This window comes from Sulfurovum sp. (genome assembly GCF_041551015.1).
In the GTDB taxonomy this organism is placed as follows: Bacteria; Campylobacterota; Campylobacteria; order Campylobacterales; family Sulfurovaceae; genus Sulfurovum.
The window spans coordinates 1-14978 of sequence record NZ_JBFENQ010000029.1 but is presented as its reverse complement, the minus strand read 5'-3'; the positions used below and the strand labels follow the sequence as shown (position 1 = coordinate 14978).

16 protein-coding genes are annotated in these 14978 nt (G+C 36.0%); 9 read left to right on the top strand and 7 right to left on the bottom strand.

The genetic code is table 11. The annotated features are described in order from the left end of the window. The first annotated feature begins 66 nt into the window (after positions 1-66). Positions 67-933 carry a signal recognition particle-docking protein FtsY gene (gene ftsY / locus ABZC96_RS03305; protein ID WP_373029059.1) on the top strand — a complete coding sequence of 289 codons (867 nt, stop codon included), beginning with the start codon at positions 67-69 and terminating at the stop codon, positions 931-933. On the opposite strand, the gene ABZC96_RS03300 is transcribed toward ftsY, so the two are convergent. After that, a complete protein-coding gene (locus tag ABZC96_RS03300; RefSeq protein ID WP_373029058.1) occupies positions 930-1631 on the bottom strand; it encodes a lysophospholipid acyltransferase family protein in 702 nt (233 codons plus the stop codon). The genes ftsY and ABZC96_RS03300 overlap by 4 nt on opposite strands. 199 nt (positions 1632-1830) lie before the next feature. On the opposite strand from ABZC96_RS03300, the gene radA reads away from it, so the two are divergent. The 3 genes from radA to ABZC96_RS03285 all read left to right on the top strand — a co-directional run bounded on the left by radA (position 1831) and on the right by ABZC96_RS03285 (position 4060). Further along, the gene (radA, locus tag ABZC96_RS03295; protein ID WP_373029056.1) at positions 1831-3183 is read left to right on the top strand and encodes a DNA repair protein RadA; all 1353 of its coding nucleotides are present in this window, start codon (positions 1831-1833) and stop codon (positions 3181-3183) included. A gap of 16 nt (positions 3184-3199) precedes the next feature. Then, positions 3200-3550 carry a holo-ACP synthase gene (gene acpS / locus ABZC96_RS03290; protein WP_373029054.1) on the top strand — a complete coding sequence of 117 codons (351 nt, stop codon included), beginning with the start codon at positions 3200-3202 and terminating at the stop codon, positions 3548-3550. Positions 3551-3685: 135 nt separating this feature from the next. After that, positions 3686-4060 carry a hypothetical protein gene (locus ABZC96_RS03285; RefSeq protein WP_373029053.1) on the top strand — a complete coding sequence of 125 codons (375 nt, stop codon included), beginning with the start codon at positions 3686-3688 and terminating at the stop codon, positions 4058-4060. Between the two features lie 8 nt (positions 4061-4068). Here the strand turns inward: ABZC96_RS03285 and ABZC96_RS03280 are convergent, their stop codons facing one another. Genes ABZC96_RS03280 through ABZC96_RS03270 form a run of 3 tightly spaced genes read right to left on the bottom strand, consistent with a single transcriptional unit; the run spans position 4069 to position 7403 of the window. After that, positions 4069-5055, bottom strand: a complete 987-nt coding sequence (locus tag ABZC96_RS03280) for an SAM-dependent methyltransferase (RefSeq protein ID WP_373029052.1) — start codon at positions 5053-5055, stop codon at positions 4069-4071. Next, positions 5045-6244, bottom strand: coding sequence for a TolC family protein (locus tag ABZC96_RS03275; protein WP_373029050.1), 1200 nt, complete (start codon positions 6242-6244; stop codon positions 5045-5047). The genes ABZC96_RS03280 and ABZC96_RS03275 overlap by 11 nt, the downstream gene beginning before the upstream one ends. After that, positions 6219-7403: an aspartate aminotransferase family protein gene (locus ABZC96_RS03270; RefSeq protein ID WP_373029048.1), complete on the bottom strand. Its 1185-nt coding sequence runs from the start codon at positions 7401-7403 to the stop codon at positions 6219-6221. Before ABZC96_RS03270 ends, ABZC96_RS03275 begins: the two co-directional genes overlap by 26 nt. Positions 7404-7660: 257 nt before the next feature. Here ABZC96_RS03270 and ABZC96_RS03265 point away from each other — a divergent pair, with 257 nt between their 5' ends. The 4 genes from ABZC96_RS03265 to ABZC96_RS03250 all read left to right on the top strand — a co-directional run bounded on the left by ABZC96_RS03265 (position 7661) and on the right by ABZC96_RS03250 (position 11764). Then, a complete protein-coding gene (locus ABZC96_RS03265; protein ID WP_373029046.1) occupies positions 7661-8242 on the top strand; it encodes an adenylate kinase in 582 nt (193 codons plus the stop codon). 70 nt (positions 8243-8312) lie between these two features. Next, entirely contained in the window at positions 8313-9083 is a 771-nt protein-coding gene (locus ABZC96_RS03260) for a fumarate reductase cytochrome b subunit (protein ID WP_373029045.1), read from the top strand. After that, positions 9073-11052, top strand: a complete 1980-nt coding sequence (locus tag ABZC96_RS03255; RefSeq protein WP_373029044.1) for a fumarate reductase flavoprotein subunit — start codon at positions 9073-9075, stop codon at positions 11050-11052. The genes ABZC96_RS03260 and ABZC96_RS03255 overlap by 11 nt, the downstream gene beginning before the upstream one ends. Beyond that, complete coding sequence (locus ABZC96_RS03250; RefSeq protein ID WP_373029043.1) at positions 11045-11764, top strand: fumarate reductase iron-sulfur subunit; 720 nt, start codon at positions 11045-11047, stop codon at positions 11762-11764. The genes ABZC96_RS03255 and ABZC96_RS03250 overlap by 8 nt, the downstream gene beginning before the upstream one ends. Before the next feature lie 110 nt (positions 11765-11874). On the opposite strand, the gene ABZC96_RS03245 is transcribed toward ABZC96_RS03250, so the two are convergent. Continuing rightward, a complete protein-coding gene (locus tag ABZC96_RS03245) occupies positions 11875-12582 on the bottom strand; it encodes a hypothetical protein (RefSeq protein ID WP_373029041.1) in 708 nt (235 codons plus the stop codon). Between the two features lie 227 nt (positions 12583-12809). Here ABZC96_RS03245 and ABZC96_RS03240 point away from each other — a divergent pair, with 227 nt between their 5' ends. Next, positions 12810-14333: a DUF4403 family protein gene (locus tag ABZC96_RS03240; protein ID WP_373029039.1), complete on the top strand. Its 1524-nt coding sequence runs from the start codon at positions 12810-12812 to the stop codon at positions 14331-14333. Positions 14334-14524: 191 nt separating this feature from the next. Here ABZC96_RS03240 and ABZC96_RS03235 read toward each other — a convergent pair whose 3' ends face one another. Next, positions 14525-14734: a hypothetical protein gene (locus ABZC96_RS03235; RefSeq protein WP_373029038.1), complete on the bottom strand. Its 210-nt coding sequence runs from the start codon at positions 14732-14734 to the stop codon at positions 14525-14527. 92 nt (positions 14735-14826) lie between these two features. Then, positions 14827-14978: cold-shock protein (locus ABZC96_RS03230; RefSeq protein WP_373029060.1), on the bottom strand; the 152-nt coding region annotated here is incomplete at its 5' end.

Genomic DNA, 14978 nt, shown 5'->3' with positions numbered 1-14978 from the left:
CCTGTAGAAATGATAGAATACGATATAGAACAAGCCAAAAAACAATTAAAATTAAGGTAATACAGCATGTTTAATTTATTAAAAAAAGTATTGGGTAAAACCAGTGATGCGATCAAAGATGTTGCACCAACAAAACGAAAAGTGATTCCTAAAGATGAATTTGAAGATATCTTACTTGAAGCAGATGTAAATTATGAACTTGTAGAAAGACTTTTAAATGGATTACCTGACAAGATCAATAAAATTCAGGCATTTAACTCACTTATCTCTATTTTTCAATACAAAGCAGACTTCAAAGAGAGTGATGCAAAACCTTTTGTAGAAATGATCATAGGTGTCAATGGTGCAGGGAAAACCACCACCATCTCTAAACTGGCATATCGTTACAAACAAGAAGGTAAAAAAGTAATGCTTGGTGCAGGAGATACTTTTCGCGCCGCTGCAATAGAACAACTAACACGTTGGGCAGACAAGCTGGAAATTCCTATCATTGCAACACAACAGGGTCATGATCCATCTGCTGTAGTATATGACACTATAGAGTCTGCAAAAGCAAAAGGTTTTGATAATATCATCATCGATACAGCAGGGAGACTCCATACGCAAACAAACCTGAGTGAAGAGTTAAAAAAAATGATCCGTATCGCGGGCAAAGCACTTGACGGTGCTCCACATCGAAAAATTCTTATTCTTGACGGTACACAAGGTAGTTCATCCATCAACCAGGCTAAAGCATTTAATGAAATGATCGGGATTGATGGCATTATCATTACAAAACTTGATGGTACAGCTAAAGGTGGTTCTGTATTCAGTATTGCAGATGAGTTAAAAATGCCTATTTTTTATATAGGTACAGGGGAACAGCCTCAAGATCTTATCAAATTCAAAGCAAATGAATATATCAATACGATCCTAGACGAAATCTTTATTTAGGAAGGATTACTCTCTTCATTAAGAGAAAACATTTTTCGATACACTGTTTCAAGACTTGTTTTCTCTTTATAATCTATCACATCTCCAATGACGATGGTCACTTCTTGTTCCAGTTTACTATCATTCAATGCATTCTTTAATACTTTATTTGCATCTGTTTTTATATATAGAGGCAATATAGATAAACGATTTTTCAAAGCAATGAGACGTGATCCTTCTTTAAATGTTGTCAAAAGTTTATCTGTTTTATTTCGTGTACCCTCAGGAAAGATGAAAATAGATTCTCCACGCTTTACTGCTTCTTTTGTCTCGGCAAAAAAACCGCTCATTTGGCTTTTTTCTCTGTCAAGAAGTATAGAGCCCGCATTACGTACAAAAAGTCCAAAGAAAAAAGAGTTATAGAGTTCTTTCTTGGAAACCCATGGCCCAAATATTTCTGTATCTTTAAGTGCCACTTCTACAATAGGCGGATCTATGATGCTTTTATGATTGGCCACGATAAGATACTGACCATTCTGAGGTAGTTTTTCTGGGTTTTCTATCTTCACTGAGATATGTAACGTATCAAGCTGTGCCTCTGAATAGGCAAGTCTTAATCTTTTAATTTCCATGGGGTCATTGATTTTTCTTAATCTATATCCAAAACTGTTTGTCAGATAAAGACCATAAAAAAGCTGCTTAATTGTGTTGAATGTCACTAAGTATCCTTCGCATATGTAGAAATTATAACCAAAAGTATTAAAAACTAAAAAATATTTACCTCAATAGTATTTCTTCCATCGGTCAGGGAATTATTTACATTGGTATACTCTCAATAATATGTCAATATGACATATTTTCTACTTCTCTCATTATTTAGACATATAATAACCATCATAATAGAACAGAAGGTTAATCATGGCAAAGAAAAAAACATTATTTGAGTGTCAGGCATGCGGATTTCAGTCTCCTAGATGGATGGGGAAATGTACTTCTTGTGATCAATGGGAAACAATGATTGAACTGAGTGCTGATCAAATTAAGTTTTTAAAAGAAACTTCAAGTTCTAGTGCTTCAGGTTCAACCTTACCAAAAGCAAAACCTATTACACAGATAGAAGAAGATAATATAGTCCGTTTCTCTTCAGGAAGTGGAGAACTTGATCTGGTACTGGGTGGAGGCATTGTTCCAGGCTCACTTACACTTATTGGGGGTAGCCCAGGTGTAGGAAAATCTACCCTTTTACTCAAAATAGCGGGGAATCTTGCAAGAACTACAAAAAAAGTCCTATATGTCTCAGGAGAAGAGTCTGCTGGACAAATAAAACTTCGAGCTAACAGACTAGAAGCGAACCATGATGACCTTTATCTTCTTCCAGAGATAAATCTTAGCTCTGTTATATCAGAAATAAACAACCAAAACTATGAACTCATAGTCATAGACTCCATACAAACACTCTATTCTGATGAAACACCCTCTGCACCCGGTTCAGTAACGCAAGTACGTACGATCACTTTTGAGCTTATGCGTATCGCAAAGTCTTTGCAGATACCTATCTTTATTATCGGACATATCACAAAGGATGGTTCCATAGCTGGTCCTAGAGTCCTTGAACACATGGTAGATACTGTTCTATATTTCGAAGGTGATACAAACTCTGATCTACGTCTATTACGTGGATTTAAAAATCGTTTTGGGGCGACCAATGAAGTGGGTATATTTGAGATGAATAAAGAAGGTCTGAACGATGCAAAGAGTATGGCAGGAAAATTTTTCAACAAAGAAAAACTGCAATCTGGTTCAGCACTCACTGTCATTATGGAGGGAAGCCGTCCCATTATCGTAGAAGTACAAGCCTTGGTTTCAGAGTCATACGGACATGCCAAAAGAAGTTCTACAGGTTTTGATAACAATCGTCTAGGCATGCTATTGGCGCTACTGGAAAAGAAACTTGATCTGCCTCTTGGTACTTATGATGTATTTATCAATGTTTCAGGAGGTATCAAGATCAATGAGCCTTCTGCTGACCTTGCGATCATTGCAGCTATCTTAAGTAGTTATAGAGACAGAGAACTGAGTGCAGAGACACTGTTTCTGGGTGAAGTGAGCCTCACTGGTGAGATACGTGAAATCTCAGGACTTACCCAACGCCTCAAAGAGATAGAGACACAAGGGTTTACAAAAGCTGTTATACCCAATAAGCCTCTTGAAAAATCAAATATTAAATGTTTTATCGCAGATGAGGTTTCTAAAGTGGTTGAGTGGATGTAGTAGATATAATACTTATATGAAAATAGGAACAGATATTGTACAGATCAACAGAATCGAAAAATCATTAGCACAATTCGGTGATAAATTCAAACAGCGTTTTTTGCATCCAGAAGAGATAGAACTAGTAAAAAAACCAGCATCCATCGCTGGATTTTGGGCAGCGAAAGAGGCTATTGCAAAAGCACTAGGGTGCGGGATCGGGAGTGAACTGTCTTTTCATGATATTATCATATCTAAAGACTTCCGTGGAGCACCAATATTTTCACTTGGTGAAGAAGCACAAAAAACACATAAGATTACAGCATGTTCACTCTCCATTAGCCATGATGGCGGATTTGCCATTGCAGTCGCAGTGATTAGCCAATAACCGCTTCGCCTATCTTACATAAATCCTACCTCTATACATGCATGGTATTTATCTATTCTATTCTGAACGCTGTTGTTGCAATTCGCCATAGATTATATTAAAATAAGTGTATCATTATTGAATGGAGGAGTACCTATGAAATATAGCATCATTACTATCACTATACTTATACTCTTAGCAGGATGTGATCAACCTACAGTAAAAGATAAAGATAAAAATACAGCACATGTAGTGAAACAGACTTATCTGCCACCTCCACCAAATAAAAAAATAAAATTAAAAGAGATTGATGATACAAATTTTAATGCAGCATATATGTATCCCGAAGATACAAAGAAAAAAGAAACTGTAAAGACGCCTGTACTGGCACCTATATCTACACCGGATTCCATGAACAAAGAAGAGTGTATAGCCATGATAACACAAGAGAAGTTTGATAAATATGCAGCAATGTTTGGAAGCGAAGATGCTTCGATAAAACGATGCAAAATGATTAAATCGACAAGATAGTAGTTTATTTACTTGCTAAAATGAACCATTTTAAATCTATCTCCCATCATAGTGGGAGATATCAGTGTTTTTATCTTGTCAGCTTCACTTACATACCTTGCTTGCGTCGTCTGCTTTGAAAACTGTTCAAGTATATCAATCAGTCCAAAACGTATTAAAGCACGTGCCTGTGTTTCATAAGAGACTTCTTCAAAACCTGCTTCAACAAATGCTTCACTCACATGTCCAAAATTCACATCATAGGTAATGTCATCTTTTTTATAGGAGTCAACTAATGCCAATTCTTCATCAAACAGAGGAAAAGTCTCATGTGATCTATAGACACGTATGGAAAAATCATTACGTACATACTTTTCACCATAATCAAAAGAGACAAAATCACATTTTTCAATGCCACTTGCCATCTCTTTTGCAAACTCCTCATAGCCTACAGCTATTTCACCTTGTGTTAAATGATGTTTCTTTGCCCATGTTAACATCTCAGCAGGTGCATCTATCCATTCTATCTGATGCTCTTTTACAACAGCTATCTTTTCATCTTTTAAAAGCTCACAAGGAAAAGCATCAAAAATTTCATTGGCTACTACAAAAGCATAGGCTGCTTTCACTTCTGAAATATCATTAAAATGTGTGATCTGTATATCGTCACCAAAACGTTCTTGAATATAAGCTAACTGTGCTTTTTGAACCTCAGGCTGACGTTCTACAATACCAAATTTGAGTGTATTGACCAAAGTCGGATCACAAGTATAAAGCCACTGTATCATATCACAAATCAGATATCCCTGATGTGCTCCTATCTCAATAAGCCAACCGTTTCTATCTGCTTTATTCTCTTTTAAAAGAGAATAAAAATAATTGGCAATACTTGCACCAAAAAATCTGCTTGTACTTACCGCTGTATAGAAATCTCCTGATTTACCTATGGCTTTAAAATGTTTATAATAGCCCTCTTCACCATACAGCCACTCATTCATATAAGTACTAAATTGCATTCTCTACCCGAACATAAAGTTTCAATAACTGTATCTGTTTATCTATCTCATATATCTTTTGATCTATCTTTCTAATCTGTAAAGAGTTATGCATAATATCCGCATCAAAAGAGGTCTTTTCTCCTGCATCAGCAAGGTTCTTGGTCAGACGATAAAGGCTTTTATAGACTTTTTCATCTTTTTGGGCCAATCTGATTTTTTTATCTAATATACTTAGACTATTATCTATCCAATCATACTCTTTATCTACAGTCTCTTTTCTATCTATTACTTCTACTGCTGCTTTTAATTTTTCAACTTTACTTGCTTCAATATCAGAAAAAGAGTTGATATCCAATGGCATAGAAATAGTAAACCCATAAGTATAGTATTTCTCTTGTATATCTGGATTTGAAGCAAAAAATGGGTTAAGATCCGCATCTGTGTACTGTCCTTGTAATGAAATAGTAGGAAGGTACTTTGCCCATGTCACTTTTGCATTATATGCTGCCTGTTCAGCACGGGATCTGTCCCTTTCGAGTTCAAGATTCTGTACGCTATAATCTGACTTACTCATTAATTTTAATATGGGAAGTCGCAGTGTGTTTGGATCCTTATCACTTAAAAGGGAGAATTTCTGGTTTAACTCCATCAATGTCAGCTCCATCTCAAGCAATGCCGTTTCATCCTGACTCTTTTTCAAAATGGCTTGATCCAAAAAGCTACTGTCTAACAAACCAGCATCATAACTGTCACGCTTTTGCCGTATATCAATGGCATCATTTTTGATCTGATATTTCATTTTTTCTTGCTCAAGCTTTGTTTTTTCGATGTTGAAAAGTATAGAGATAGCATCTCCTATCATGGTACGTTTTTGAAGTGTCAATTCTGCTTTATTCGCATGGCGAAGTGCTTGAGAATATTTAATCCCATAGTAGATCCCACCTGATTTAAAAATAGGTTGATCTATGATAATAGAGTAACCTCCTGTTATTCTTGTAGAATCTACAAACTGTTCCGAATAATTCTTATTGTATTGAAACCTTATTGGGTTCATCCAGCTTTTTGAAAGCATATCACTCTCAAGTTCATTACTTTGAAACTGATAGTCAAAAAGTAATTCTTTATTGTCTGAGAGAATATCACCCAATTCATCTGCATGAATCACAGATGATACCACTAAACTACAAAGAAGAAATAGCTTTTTCAAAACGTTTAAACCCTTCATCAATTTCATTTTTACTGATGGTGATACTTGGCAAGAAACGGACAGTATTACGTCCTGCTTTCAGTACGATCACACCCTCTTTCATCGCATTTTTAATGACTGCAACTTGAATTTCAGCACTCTTAGCACGAAGTCCACGCATAAGTCCTAACCCTACTTCTTTTTCAAATAAGTTCTCATATTTCACAACCACATCTTGTAGTTTTTGTGAAAAATAGACCAAAGTTTCATCTATAGTACCGTTATCATATAAAGGGTACAATATATCTAAAACTGCAAGCCCTGCAGCAGTACTAAGGTAATTACCTCCAAAAGTGCTTCCATGATCACCCGCACTCAATATCTCTTTATGCTTGGTCATGACTGCACCTATTGGTACTCCGCCTCCAAGACCCTTTGCCAGAGTGATGATATCTGGCTCTATCTCATATAAATTTGAAGCTAGAAATTCACCTGTTCTATATACACCTGTTTGCACTTCATCTACTATAAGTAAAATACCTTCTGACTTTAGATGTGATGCCAATTTCTGTATCTCTTCTTTTTCAAAGGGCTGAACACCACCCTCTCCTTGCACCAGCTCAATAAGTACAGCGACGGTTTCGTCATCTATGGCTTTATAGACATCTTCTATAGATTTTTCATAAGAAAATCCCGCTGGATACGGTGAAAAGTGCGGTGTATGGAAACTTTCTTGTCCTGTAGCCTTTACAGTAGTAATGGTTCGTCCGTGAAATGAATGCTCAAGCGTGATCACCTTATAGCGTTTGTTATCAAACATAGTTTCACCATATTTACGTGCTATCTTGATAGCACCTTCATTCGCTTCTGCACCTGAGTTTGCAAAAAATACTCCCATATCATATCCGCTCAGTTCAACCATTCTTTTTGCCAGTTTCACTTGAGGTTCTATGACCTGCAAGTTAGAAATGTGTATAATATTTTTTGCCTGTTCACAGATAGCTTCTACAAGCTTCTCATTTCCATGACCTACGGAGCTCACAGCTATACCCGCTGCAAAGTCTATATAGTCATTTCCTTTGTCATCATAAAGTGTTGAACCCACACCTTTTACAAAATTCGTGTAATCACGAGCATAAGTCTGAAGTACATACTTTTTATCTAGTTCTTCTAAATTCATCTTTTTCCCATCGATTTTAGTTGTTTACAGTATTATAGCAAACTGTTATTTTATGATGGTAAAATTTTATTATCATCATAAACGATTTTTTATGAAATTTATCCATTTTAATAAATGCTATTATACATATTTATTGGAAAAATTGGGATGGATTGATCTTAGCTTCTAGAATTGTATTTTTTAGAGGGGCCCTAATTATACTTGAACATGATATTGGTTATAATTTAATACATATACACTTACTTTAGGAGATACAAATGTCAAAAAAGCTCATACTTCTTATTGGAGCACCAGGTTCAGGTAAAACAACTGATGGCAGTCATATTGCCAAAAACCATGTGGATATCACGCATTACTCTACAGGTGATCTATTAAAAAATGAAATAGCAAAAGATAGCAAGTTAGGAAAGATAAACAAAGGATTTATTGAAAGAGGTGAATTAGTTCCGACTGACATTGTGATCGACACCATAGTTGAAGCAGTCAGAAATGCACCAACTGACATCATTTTACTTGATGGCTTCCCTAGAAAAGAGAAACAAATGAAGTTTTTTGCGGATGCTCTGAACAATATTAAGGGAATAGAGCTTAGTTCTGTAATTGAAATAAGAGTAAGTGAAGATGTGGCTAAAGAGCGTGTCGCAAAAAGTAGTGATACAAAAGATAATGATCTATTTAAGAATACAATGAGAATCTATCAAGAGACAATAGCAGAGATAGAAGAATTCTATAATCATAATAACCTGCTCAAAGTAATTGATGGAGAGAGGGATATGGACACCGTAATTAAAGAGATCGATACTTTTCTTCAACAGCAAGTAGCTCTTCTACCTGTATAATCATTGGAAGCCTTCGGCTTCCTGACCATATTCAAACCTAAATTGATATTAATTGAAAAAGGATCATACTATGTCTAAAGAGAGAATAGTAGAAAGTCTTTTAGGGCAAACCACTCAAAAGAAGAAGAGTCGGATACCTGCAAGACTCGATTTTCTACAAAGTGCCACAGGCTTATTTTTAGCCATTTTTATGATATTTCACATGCTTTTCGTCTCGACCATACTTATTAGTAAAGATTTTATGCTCTCTGTCACCAAAGCTTTTGAACTTAGCTTTCTATTTGAAGGGGGAAGCACTGTTCCTGTTTTTATTACTATCTTGATTGTATTTATTATTTTTATCTTTCATGCTTTTTTAGCTCTACGTAAATTTCCCATATCTTATAGAGAGTTTCTTCGTCTAAAAACCCATTCAAATCTCATGAATCACGGAGATACAAAACTCTGGATCATTCAAGTGGGTACAGGTTTTGCACTCTTCTTTTTGGGTTCAGTACATCTCTATATCATGTTAACCAATCCAGGTAATATTGGTCCATATGCTTCATCTGACAGAGTCTATACTGACATGATGTGGCCGCTCTATATTATGTTACTTGCTGCTGTCGAATTTCATGGTGCGATCGGTCTATACAGATTAAGTGTAAAGTGGGGATGGTTTGAAGGTGATGATCCTAAAAAAAGTCGTGCACGACTGAAAAAAGCAAAGTGGATATTAAGTGGAGTAATGTTGACACTGGGTGTAGCTACACTTCTTGCCTATATGAAGATAGGAGCTGAACATCAAGCAAACTATGGAGAGAGATATATACCACAAGTAGAGGTAAAAAATGCAAATTAAATATACTGACGCTTTGATCATTGGTGGAGGATTAGCAGGTTTACGTTCGGCAATTTCGACAACAGATAAAGGTTTAGATACTATTGTTCTTAGTCTCGTTCCCGTGAAGCGTTCACATTCTGCTGCTGCCCAGGGGGGAATGCAAGCGAGTCTTGGAAATAGTATTATGGGAGAGGGTGACAATGAAGATGTTCACTTTTCAGATACAGTTAAGGGAAGTGATTGGGGTTGTGACCAAGAGGTAGCAAGAATGTTTGTAAACACTGCTCCTAAAGCGATTCGTGAGTTAGCCGCTTGGGGTGTACCTTGGAGTCGCGTTAAAAAAGGGGACAGAGAAACTGTTATTAATGCTGAAAAGACCACCATTACTGAGAAAGATGAAGCCCATGGTCTCATTACAGCAAGAGACTTTGGCGGGACGAAGAAGTGGAGAACTTGTTATACTGCAGATGCCACAGGTCATACGATGCTTTACGCTGTAACAAATGAGGCAATGAAACGGGGAGTGGTTATAGAAGATAAAAAAGAGGCTATCTCTCTTATAACCAAAGATGGTCAATGTTTTGGAGCCATTGTACGAGATCTAAAAAATGGTGAACTCGTTGCTTATGTAGCCAAAGGAACCATGATCGCAACAGGTGGGTATGGTCGAATCTATAAGCAGTCTACAAATGCTACTATCTGTAAAGGAACAGGACATGCTATTGCTTTAGATGCAGGTGCTTATCTGGGCAATATGGAAGCAATTCAGTTTCATCCAACGCCTATTGTTCCATCAGGGATTTTGCTCACTGAAGGGTGTCGAGGAGATGGTGGTGTGCTAAGAGATAAAGATGGTTATAGATTTATGCCTGATTATGAACCTGAAAAGAAGGATTTGGCAAGCAGGGATGTTGTGAGCCGGAGAATGTTGGAACATATCAAAAAGGGCAAAGGTGTGAAGTCACCTTATGGAGACCACTTATGGCTTGATATTTCTATTTTGGGTCGAGAGCATATAGAAAAAAATCTACGAGATGTACAAGACATTAGTAAAACGTTTAATGGGATTGACCCTGCAGATGAAGGTGAAAAAGGTTGGATGCCTGTGCTTCCAATGCAACACTACTCAATGGGCGGGATCAGAACCACGCCAAAAGGTCAAAGTGTTAATGTCAAAGGACTCTTCTCTTGTGGTGAAGCTGCATGCTGGGATATGCACGGATTTAACAGACTGGGTGGAAATTCAGTTAGTGAAACAGTTGTCTCCGGTATGATCGTAGGTAACTATTTTGCTGATTATTGTAAAGAAACCGATATTACTATAGATACAAAAGTAGTTCAGGATGAGTTAACTAAACAAAATAACTACCTTGATGAACTTTTAGCACTTGACGGAACAGAAAGTATCTATGACATTAAAGATGAGATGCGAAATATTATGCAGGAGAAAGTGGGAATCTTTAGAAATGGCAAAGATTTAGAAGATGCGGTAGAAGAGTTAAAAGAGCTACTGAAGAAGACAAAAAATATCAATATTACCAATAAACATAGACTTCTAAATCAAGAACTTGAAGAGGCTTACAAAGTGCCGATGATGCTTAAAGTAGCTCTATGTGTTGCCAAAGGTGCAAGAGATAGAACAGAGAGTAGAGGTGCCCACTATAGAGAAGATTATCTGAAGAGAGATGATGAAAACTGGCTTAACAGAACACTGAGTTATTGGGCAAATGAAAATGATTTGGAGCCGACTTTAGCCTATGAAGAGCTTGATATCATGAAGATGGAAATGCCTCCTGGCTTCAGAGGATATGGTAAAAAAGGGTTTATCATCGAAAATCCACTGAGTCAAAAAAGACAAGAGGAAATAGATAAAATCATTGAAGAACATCAAGGTGACAGATATGAACTCCAAGAGAAACTCATGCCTTACGAACTACAAGCAGAGTACAAAAGCATCAATCAGAGATTAGGAGATGAAGATGAGTAGAGAGATCACCATAACAACACTAAAATATAATCCATCTGATGAAAATTCACAACCAACTTTTGTTGATTATACACTAGAAGAGACACCAGGTATGACACTCTATATTGCTTTGAGTAAAATAAAAGCGTCTATCGATCATGATTTGAGTTCAGATTTTGTATGTCGTGCTGGAATTTGTGGTGCTTGTGGAATGATTATCAATGGAAAGCCAAAATTGGCATGTAGAACACTGACCAGTGAATTTGAAGATGGCAAAATAGAGCTTTTACCTCTACCAACATTTAAACTTATCAAAGATCTATCGGTTGACACTGGTTCATGGATGAAAAATATGAGTATGAGAGTCAATAGTTGGATCGTTTCCAATGAGGAGTATGATATATCTAAATTGGAGAAGAGAATAGAGCCGGAGGTTGCCGATGAAGTCTTTGAGCTTGATAGATGTATAGAGTGTGGATTATGTGTGGCAGGCTGCTCTACGGCTATTATGAGAGAAGATTTTGTGGGTGCTGTGGGCCTCAATAGAGTTGCTAGATTCTCTATAGACCCGCATGATAGTAGGACAGATGAGGACTTTTATGAACTCATTGGCGATGATGAGGGAATATTTGGATGTATGAGTTTACTCGCATGCGAAGACTACTGTCCTAAAGATTTGCCACTACAGAGTAAAATAGCCTATATGCGACGAAAAATGGTCAAAATAGATTGATCTTTTTTCAATCAATGAGAGGGATCTTATACTATCACTCTCCTTACTTTAACCTCTATATAACATGTGCATCATAATACTCAAGTAGATACCTTTGCTCTATTATTAGTTTATTTTATCTCTACTTTCATCAGTTTGGAAAATGATCCTTCAGGTGCAGTAATATAAATCTCTGCACGATAAGAAGAGATGAACTTCTCATCTGCCACTCTCCATACTTTATCTACTTTATACTCTGTTTTTTCACCATTAAGGTAGACCATTTTTTGCCCTATCTGCTCCAATTCAGAAGGTTCTAAAAAAAGTACCAACTTTGCTCTGCTCGCATCAACTACTCTTGCTAAAGGAGAACCCGGAGCTACATAGTCTCCTTTGCGTACCATAATTTCATACAAATACATATGGTGAAGTACAATGGATTTTTTTTCAATACTATCTTCAAGCTGAGCAATCTTATACTGCATATCCAAATACTGTGTTTTTGCAGAAGCAAAACTGTAAAAAGCATTGTCTTTTTGGGTCGTAGATGCTGTTTTCAACTTATCGATACGTTGAAAATATGACTCTTGTCGTTTTAATGTTTCATGGAGGATGAGAAGATTTTCTCTTGATGTTTTCAAGTTAATTTTATCCAAACGGTCATCCAAATAAATAACACGTTTTTGATCCACTACACTCCCTTCAGCTTCGAGATCTACATCCATCACCAATGCACTAACAGCAGACTTCAATGTAACAGATTCATAAGGTTCAACTTGTGCATAATGTACCTTTGCAAAAATAAATAATGGTGTAAATAATAATAAAAGAATTTTCATCAACAATCTCTTTTTTTATTGATTATATCGAAATAGAGTTAAGTGCTAAATATGAAATACCAAGATGTACTTCTAATAAACACTAATACTTAGTATTTTACGCTAAAATGACATATGATGCTAAGTTATATTTACATAACTATATAAGAATTAAAATAAAAGTATTGTACACTTAATTGTATATTTTTTATTCCGTCTGGATACCAATAATAACCGAAGAGAGTCCTATGTGTAAAACGAAACACTCCATTGTTATAAATCATTTTATCTGCGTTTTGCTATTTCTTATTTTTTTTTATCCAAGTAGTGCTATTGCCAACAAACAGATACATGAAGAGTCCATTATTACGCTGCCTATACAAGCAGATCTCAGTGTCTTGGAAAAATACCTGAATGAATATGTTCCAAATGATATAGCTGTCCTAGATGAGCGTGGCAAGGAGTGTGTAAGACCACAAGATATGAAGGTACCTTTCATTCCAAAATGTAAAATAAAAGGCTTTAAAATCTCTTGTAAAGATTGGACCAGAGACTTCAGAACAGTACCGAAAGTAAAATGTGATGTAAAAGGTTGGGTAAAAAGAAACGGACGTATCTTGCTTACTGGCAAAGGCCCAACATTGACATTTGCATTTCCAGTTAAGGCAGAAGCATCTGCAGATGGATATGTATACGGTACTGCAAGAGCCGCTGCAGTCCTATATCTCAATGCTAAACTACATATCAATAAGGACTGGACTATTTCTGTTGACATAGACCATGATTTTAGGTGGTCAAAGAATCCCAAATTAAAACTGTTCGATCTATTCAACATAGATATTAAAAAAGTCATAGAACCTAAGCTTCGAAAAAGAATGGATAAATTTGCAAAGCGTGTACCAGAACTTCTTGGAAAACTTGACATTAAAGGAAGAATGGAAGAACAGTGGGAAGACATACAAGAGCCTTTAAAAATAGATGATGATACTAATACCTATCTATTATTTCAACCCGATGTTGCTTCCTGTTCTCAAATTGATATCGTTGACCATGTTCTACGAAGCACGATAAGTGCAAGAGGTCAAACACAGATTCTTTTAGGAAAGCCTCCTGCAGATTATAATAAGACAAAGATCACAGATCTTGAAACGATCTGCTACCAAAAAGGGAAATTTAATTTTCATCTTCCTGTCTTGATCACATATGAAGAGTTATTAGCCAGATCAAACAAAAAATATTCGGACGTCTATTCAATAGATTTAGTAAAAAGTGTGATGCCTGGAATGCTAAAGATATCCGATCCTAAAATAGGAAAAAGTAGTGATGGACGATTAAAGATATCTGCACATATAAATTACGATAACAGAGATGAATGGTTGAGATCTCTTGATAAGTTCAATTGGTTCGATATTGACGGAGAGATAACTTTTACCGGTTCACCAAAAATCGATAAAGAAACCAGAACCCTTATTTTTGATGAACTGGTATATGACTCAACTACAAACAGCGATCTTTTTGATCTATTGATTGATGCTGCAGAACTGGCACCTATCCAATCTTATCTCGAAAGCCTCATAGAATTTGATTATGGGGAAAAAATTGACGAAGGTATTGTGAAAGCGAATAAAGCCTTAAATGCAGTTTCTCAGGGAGATCTAAATGTTACCGGGCGTTTAGAGAAAGCAACCATAGAAGATATTATAATTAACGAAAAAGACATTACGATCACCACACACCTATCTGGGATACTTGATGCAAATGCTGGATTATAAATCTGTAATAAAATACTGTAGCTAAATAGTTAGTTACAACGATAATAAAGGACCACCTAAAGTATTTTAGGGCTTTAAAACAGTTTGAGTACATTTAAATTATCGAAAAAAACTATAAAATAGTATTTTTGGATGAGAAAGTAGAGATTTTAATATATGAAACAGCAGAGTCCATAAGACTCTGTTAAATCTTATATATTGGCAGATTTTTCTTCTATTATTTTGAGGTTGAGCCAAGATGGTGGATTGTAAAAATTAAGTTCACTTTGGTTCCAGTCACTTCTTTCACTATGACGAGTATGTAATATCCCATTAATTAGAGTATATTGCAACCCAGTGATACTACTAATAAGATTTTTACCTTCTTTTAACGCTTCTAAAACAGCTTCTTTACTTTTCATACGTTTCCTTTAAGCAATTCATAAAAAGACCTATTGGTCTCTTTATAGAAGTGTTTAAAATATGGACAGATTTCTCTGCCCATTAGATGTTCTTAAAGACCAGTAACGTTTTCAGCTTGTAAGCCTTTTTCGCCTTTGCCGATCTCAAAAGTCACTTTTTGACCTTCATTAAGGGAAACACGGTCGTAACCGTTACTATTAATTTGACGATAGTGTACAAATACATCATCCCCGCCATTTTCTT

Bases quoted from the DNA above. Each gene is read 5' to 3' on its own strand.
- ftsY (WP_373029059.1), top strand. From the start codon at position 67: ATGTTTAATTTATTAAAAAAAGTATTGGGTAAAACCAGTGATGCGATC.
- radA (WP_373029056.1), top strand. From the start codon at position 1,831: ATGGCAAAGAAAAAAACATTATTTGAGTGTCAGGCATGCGGATTTCAG.
- acpS (WP_373029054.1), top strand. From the start codon at position 3,200: ATGAAAATAGGAACAGATATTGTACAGATCAACAGAATCGAAAAATCA.
- ABZC96_RS03285 (WP_373029053.1), top strand. From the start codon at position 3,686: ATGAAATATAGCATCATTACTATCACTATACTTATACTCTTAGCAGGA.
- ABZC96_RS03280 (WP_373029052.1), bottom strand. From the start codon at position 5,055: ATGCAATTTAGTACTTATATGAATGAGTGGCTGTATGGTGAAGAGGGC.
- ABZC96_RS03270 (WP_373029048.1), bottom strand. From the start codon at position 7,403: ATGAATTTAGAAGAACTAGATAAAAAGTATGTACTTCAGACTTATGCT.
- ABZC96_RS03265 (WP_373029046.1), top strand. From the start codon at position 7,661: ATGTCAAAAAAGCTCATACTTCTTATTGGAGCACCAGGTTCAGGTAAA.
- ABZC96_RS03260 (WP_373029045.1), top strand. From the start codon at position 8,313: ATGTCTAAAGAGAGAATAGTAGAAAGTCTTTTAGGGCAAACCACTCAA.
- ABZC96_RS03255 (WP_373029044.1), top strand. From the start codon at position 9,073: ATGCAAATTAAATATACTGACGCTTTGATCATTGGTGGAGGATTAGCA.
- ABZC96_RS03250 (WP_373029043.1), top strand. From the start codon at position 11,045: ATGAGTAGAGAGATCACCATAACAACACTAAAATATAATCCATCTGAT.
- ABZC96_RS03245 (WP_373029041.1), bottom strand. From the start codon at position 12,582: ATGAAAATTCTTTTATTATTATTTACACCATTATTTATTTTTGCAAAG.
- ABZC96_RS03240 (WP_373029039.1), top strand. From the start codon at position 12,810: ATGTGTAAAACGAAACACTCCATTGTTATAAATCATTTTATCTGCGTT.
- ABZC96_RS03235 (WP_373029038.1), bottom strand. From the start codon at position 14,734: ATGAAAAGTAAAGAAGCTGTTTTAGAAGCGTTAAAAGAAGGTAAAAAT.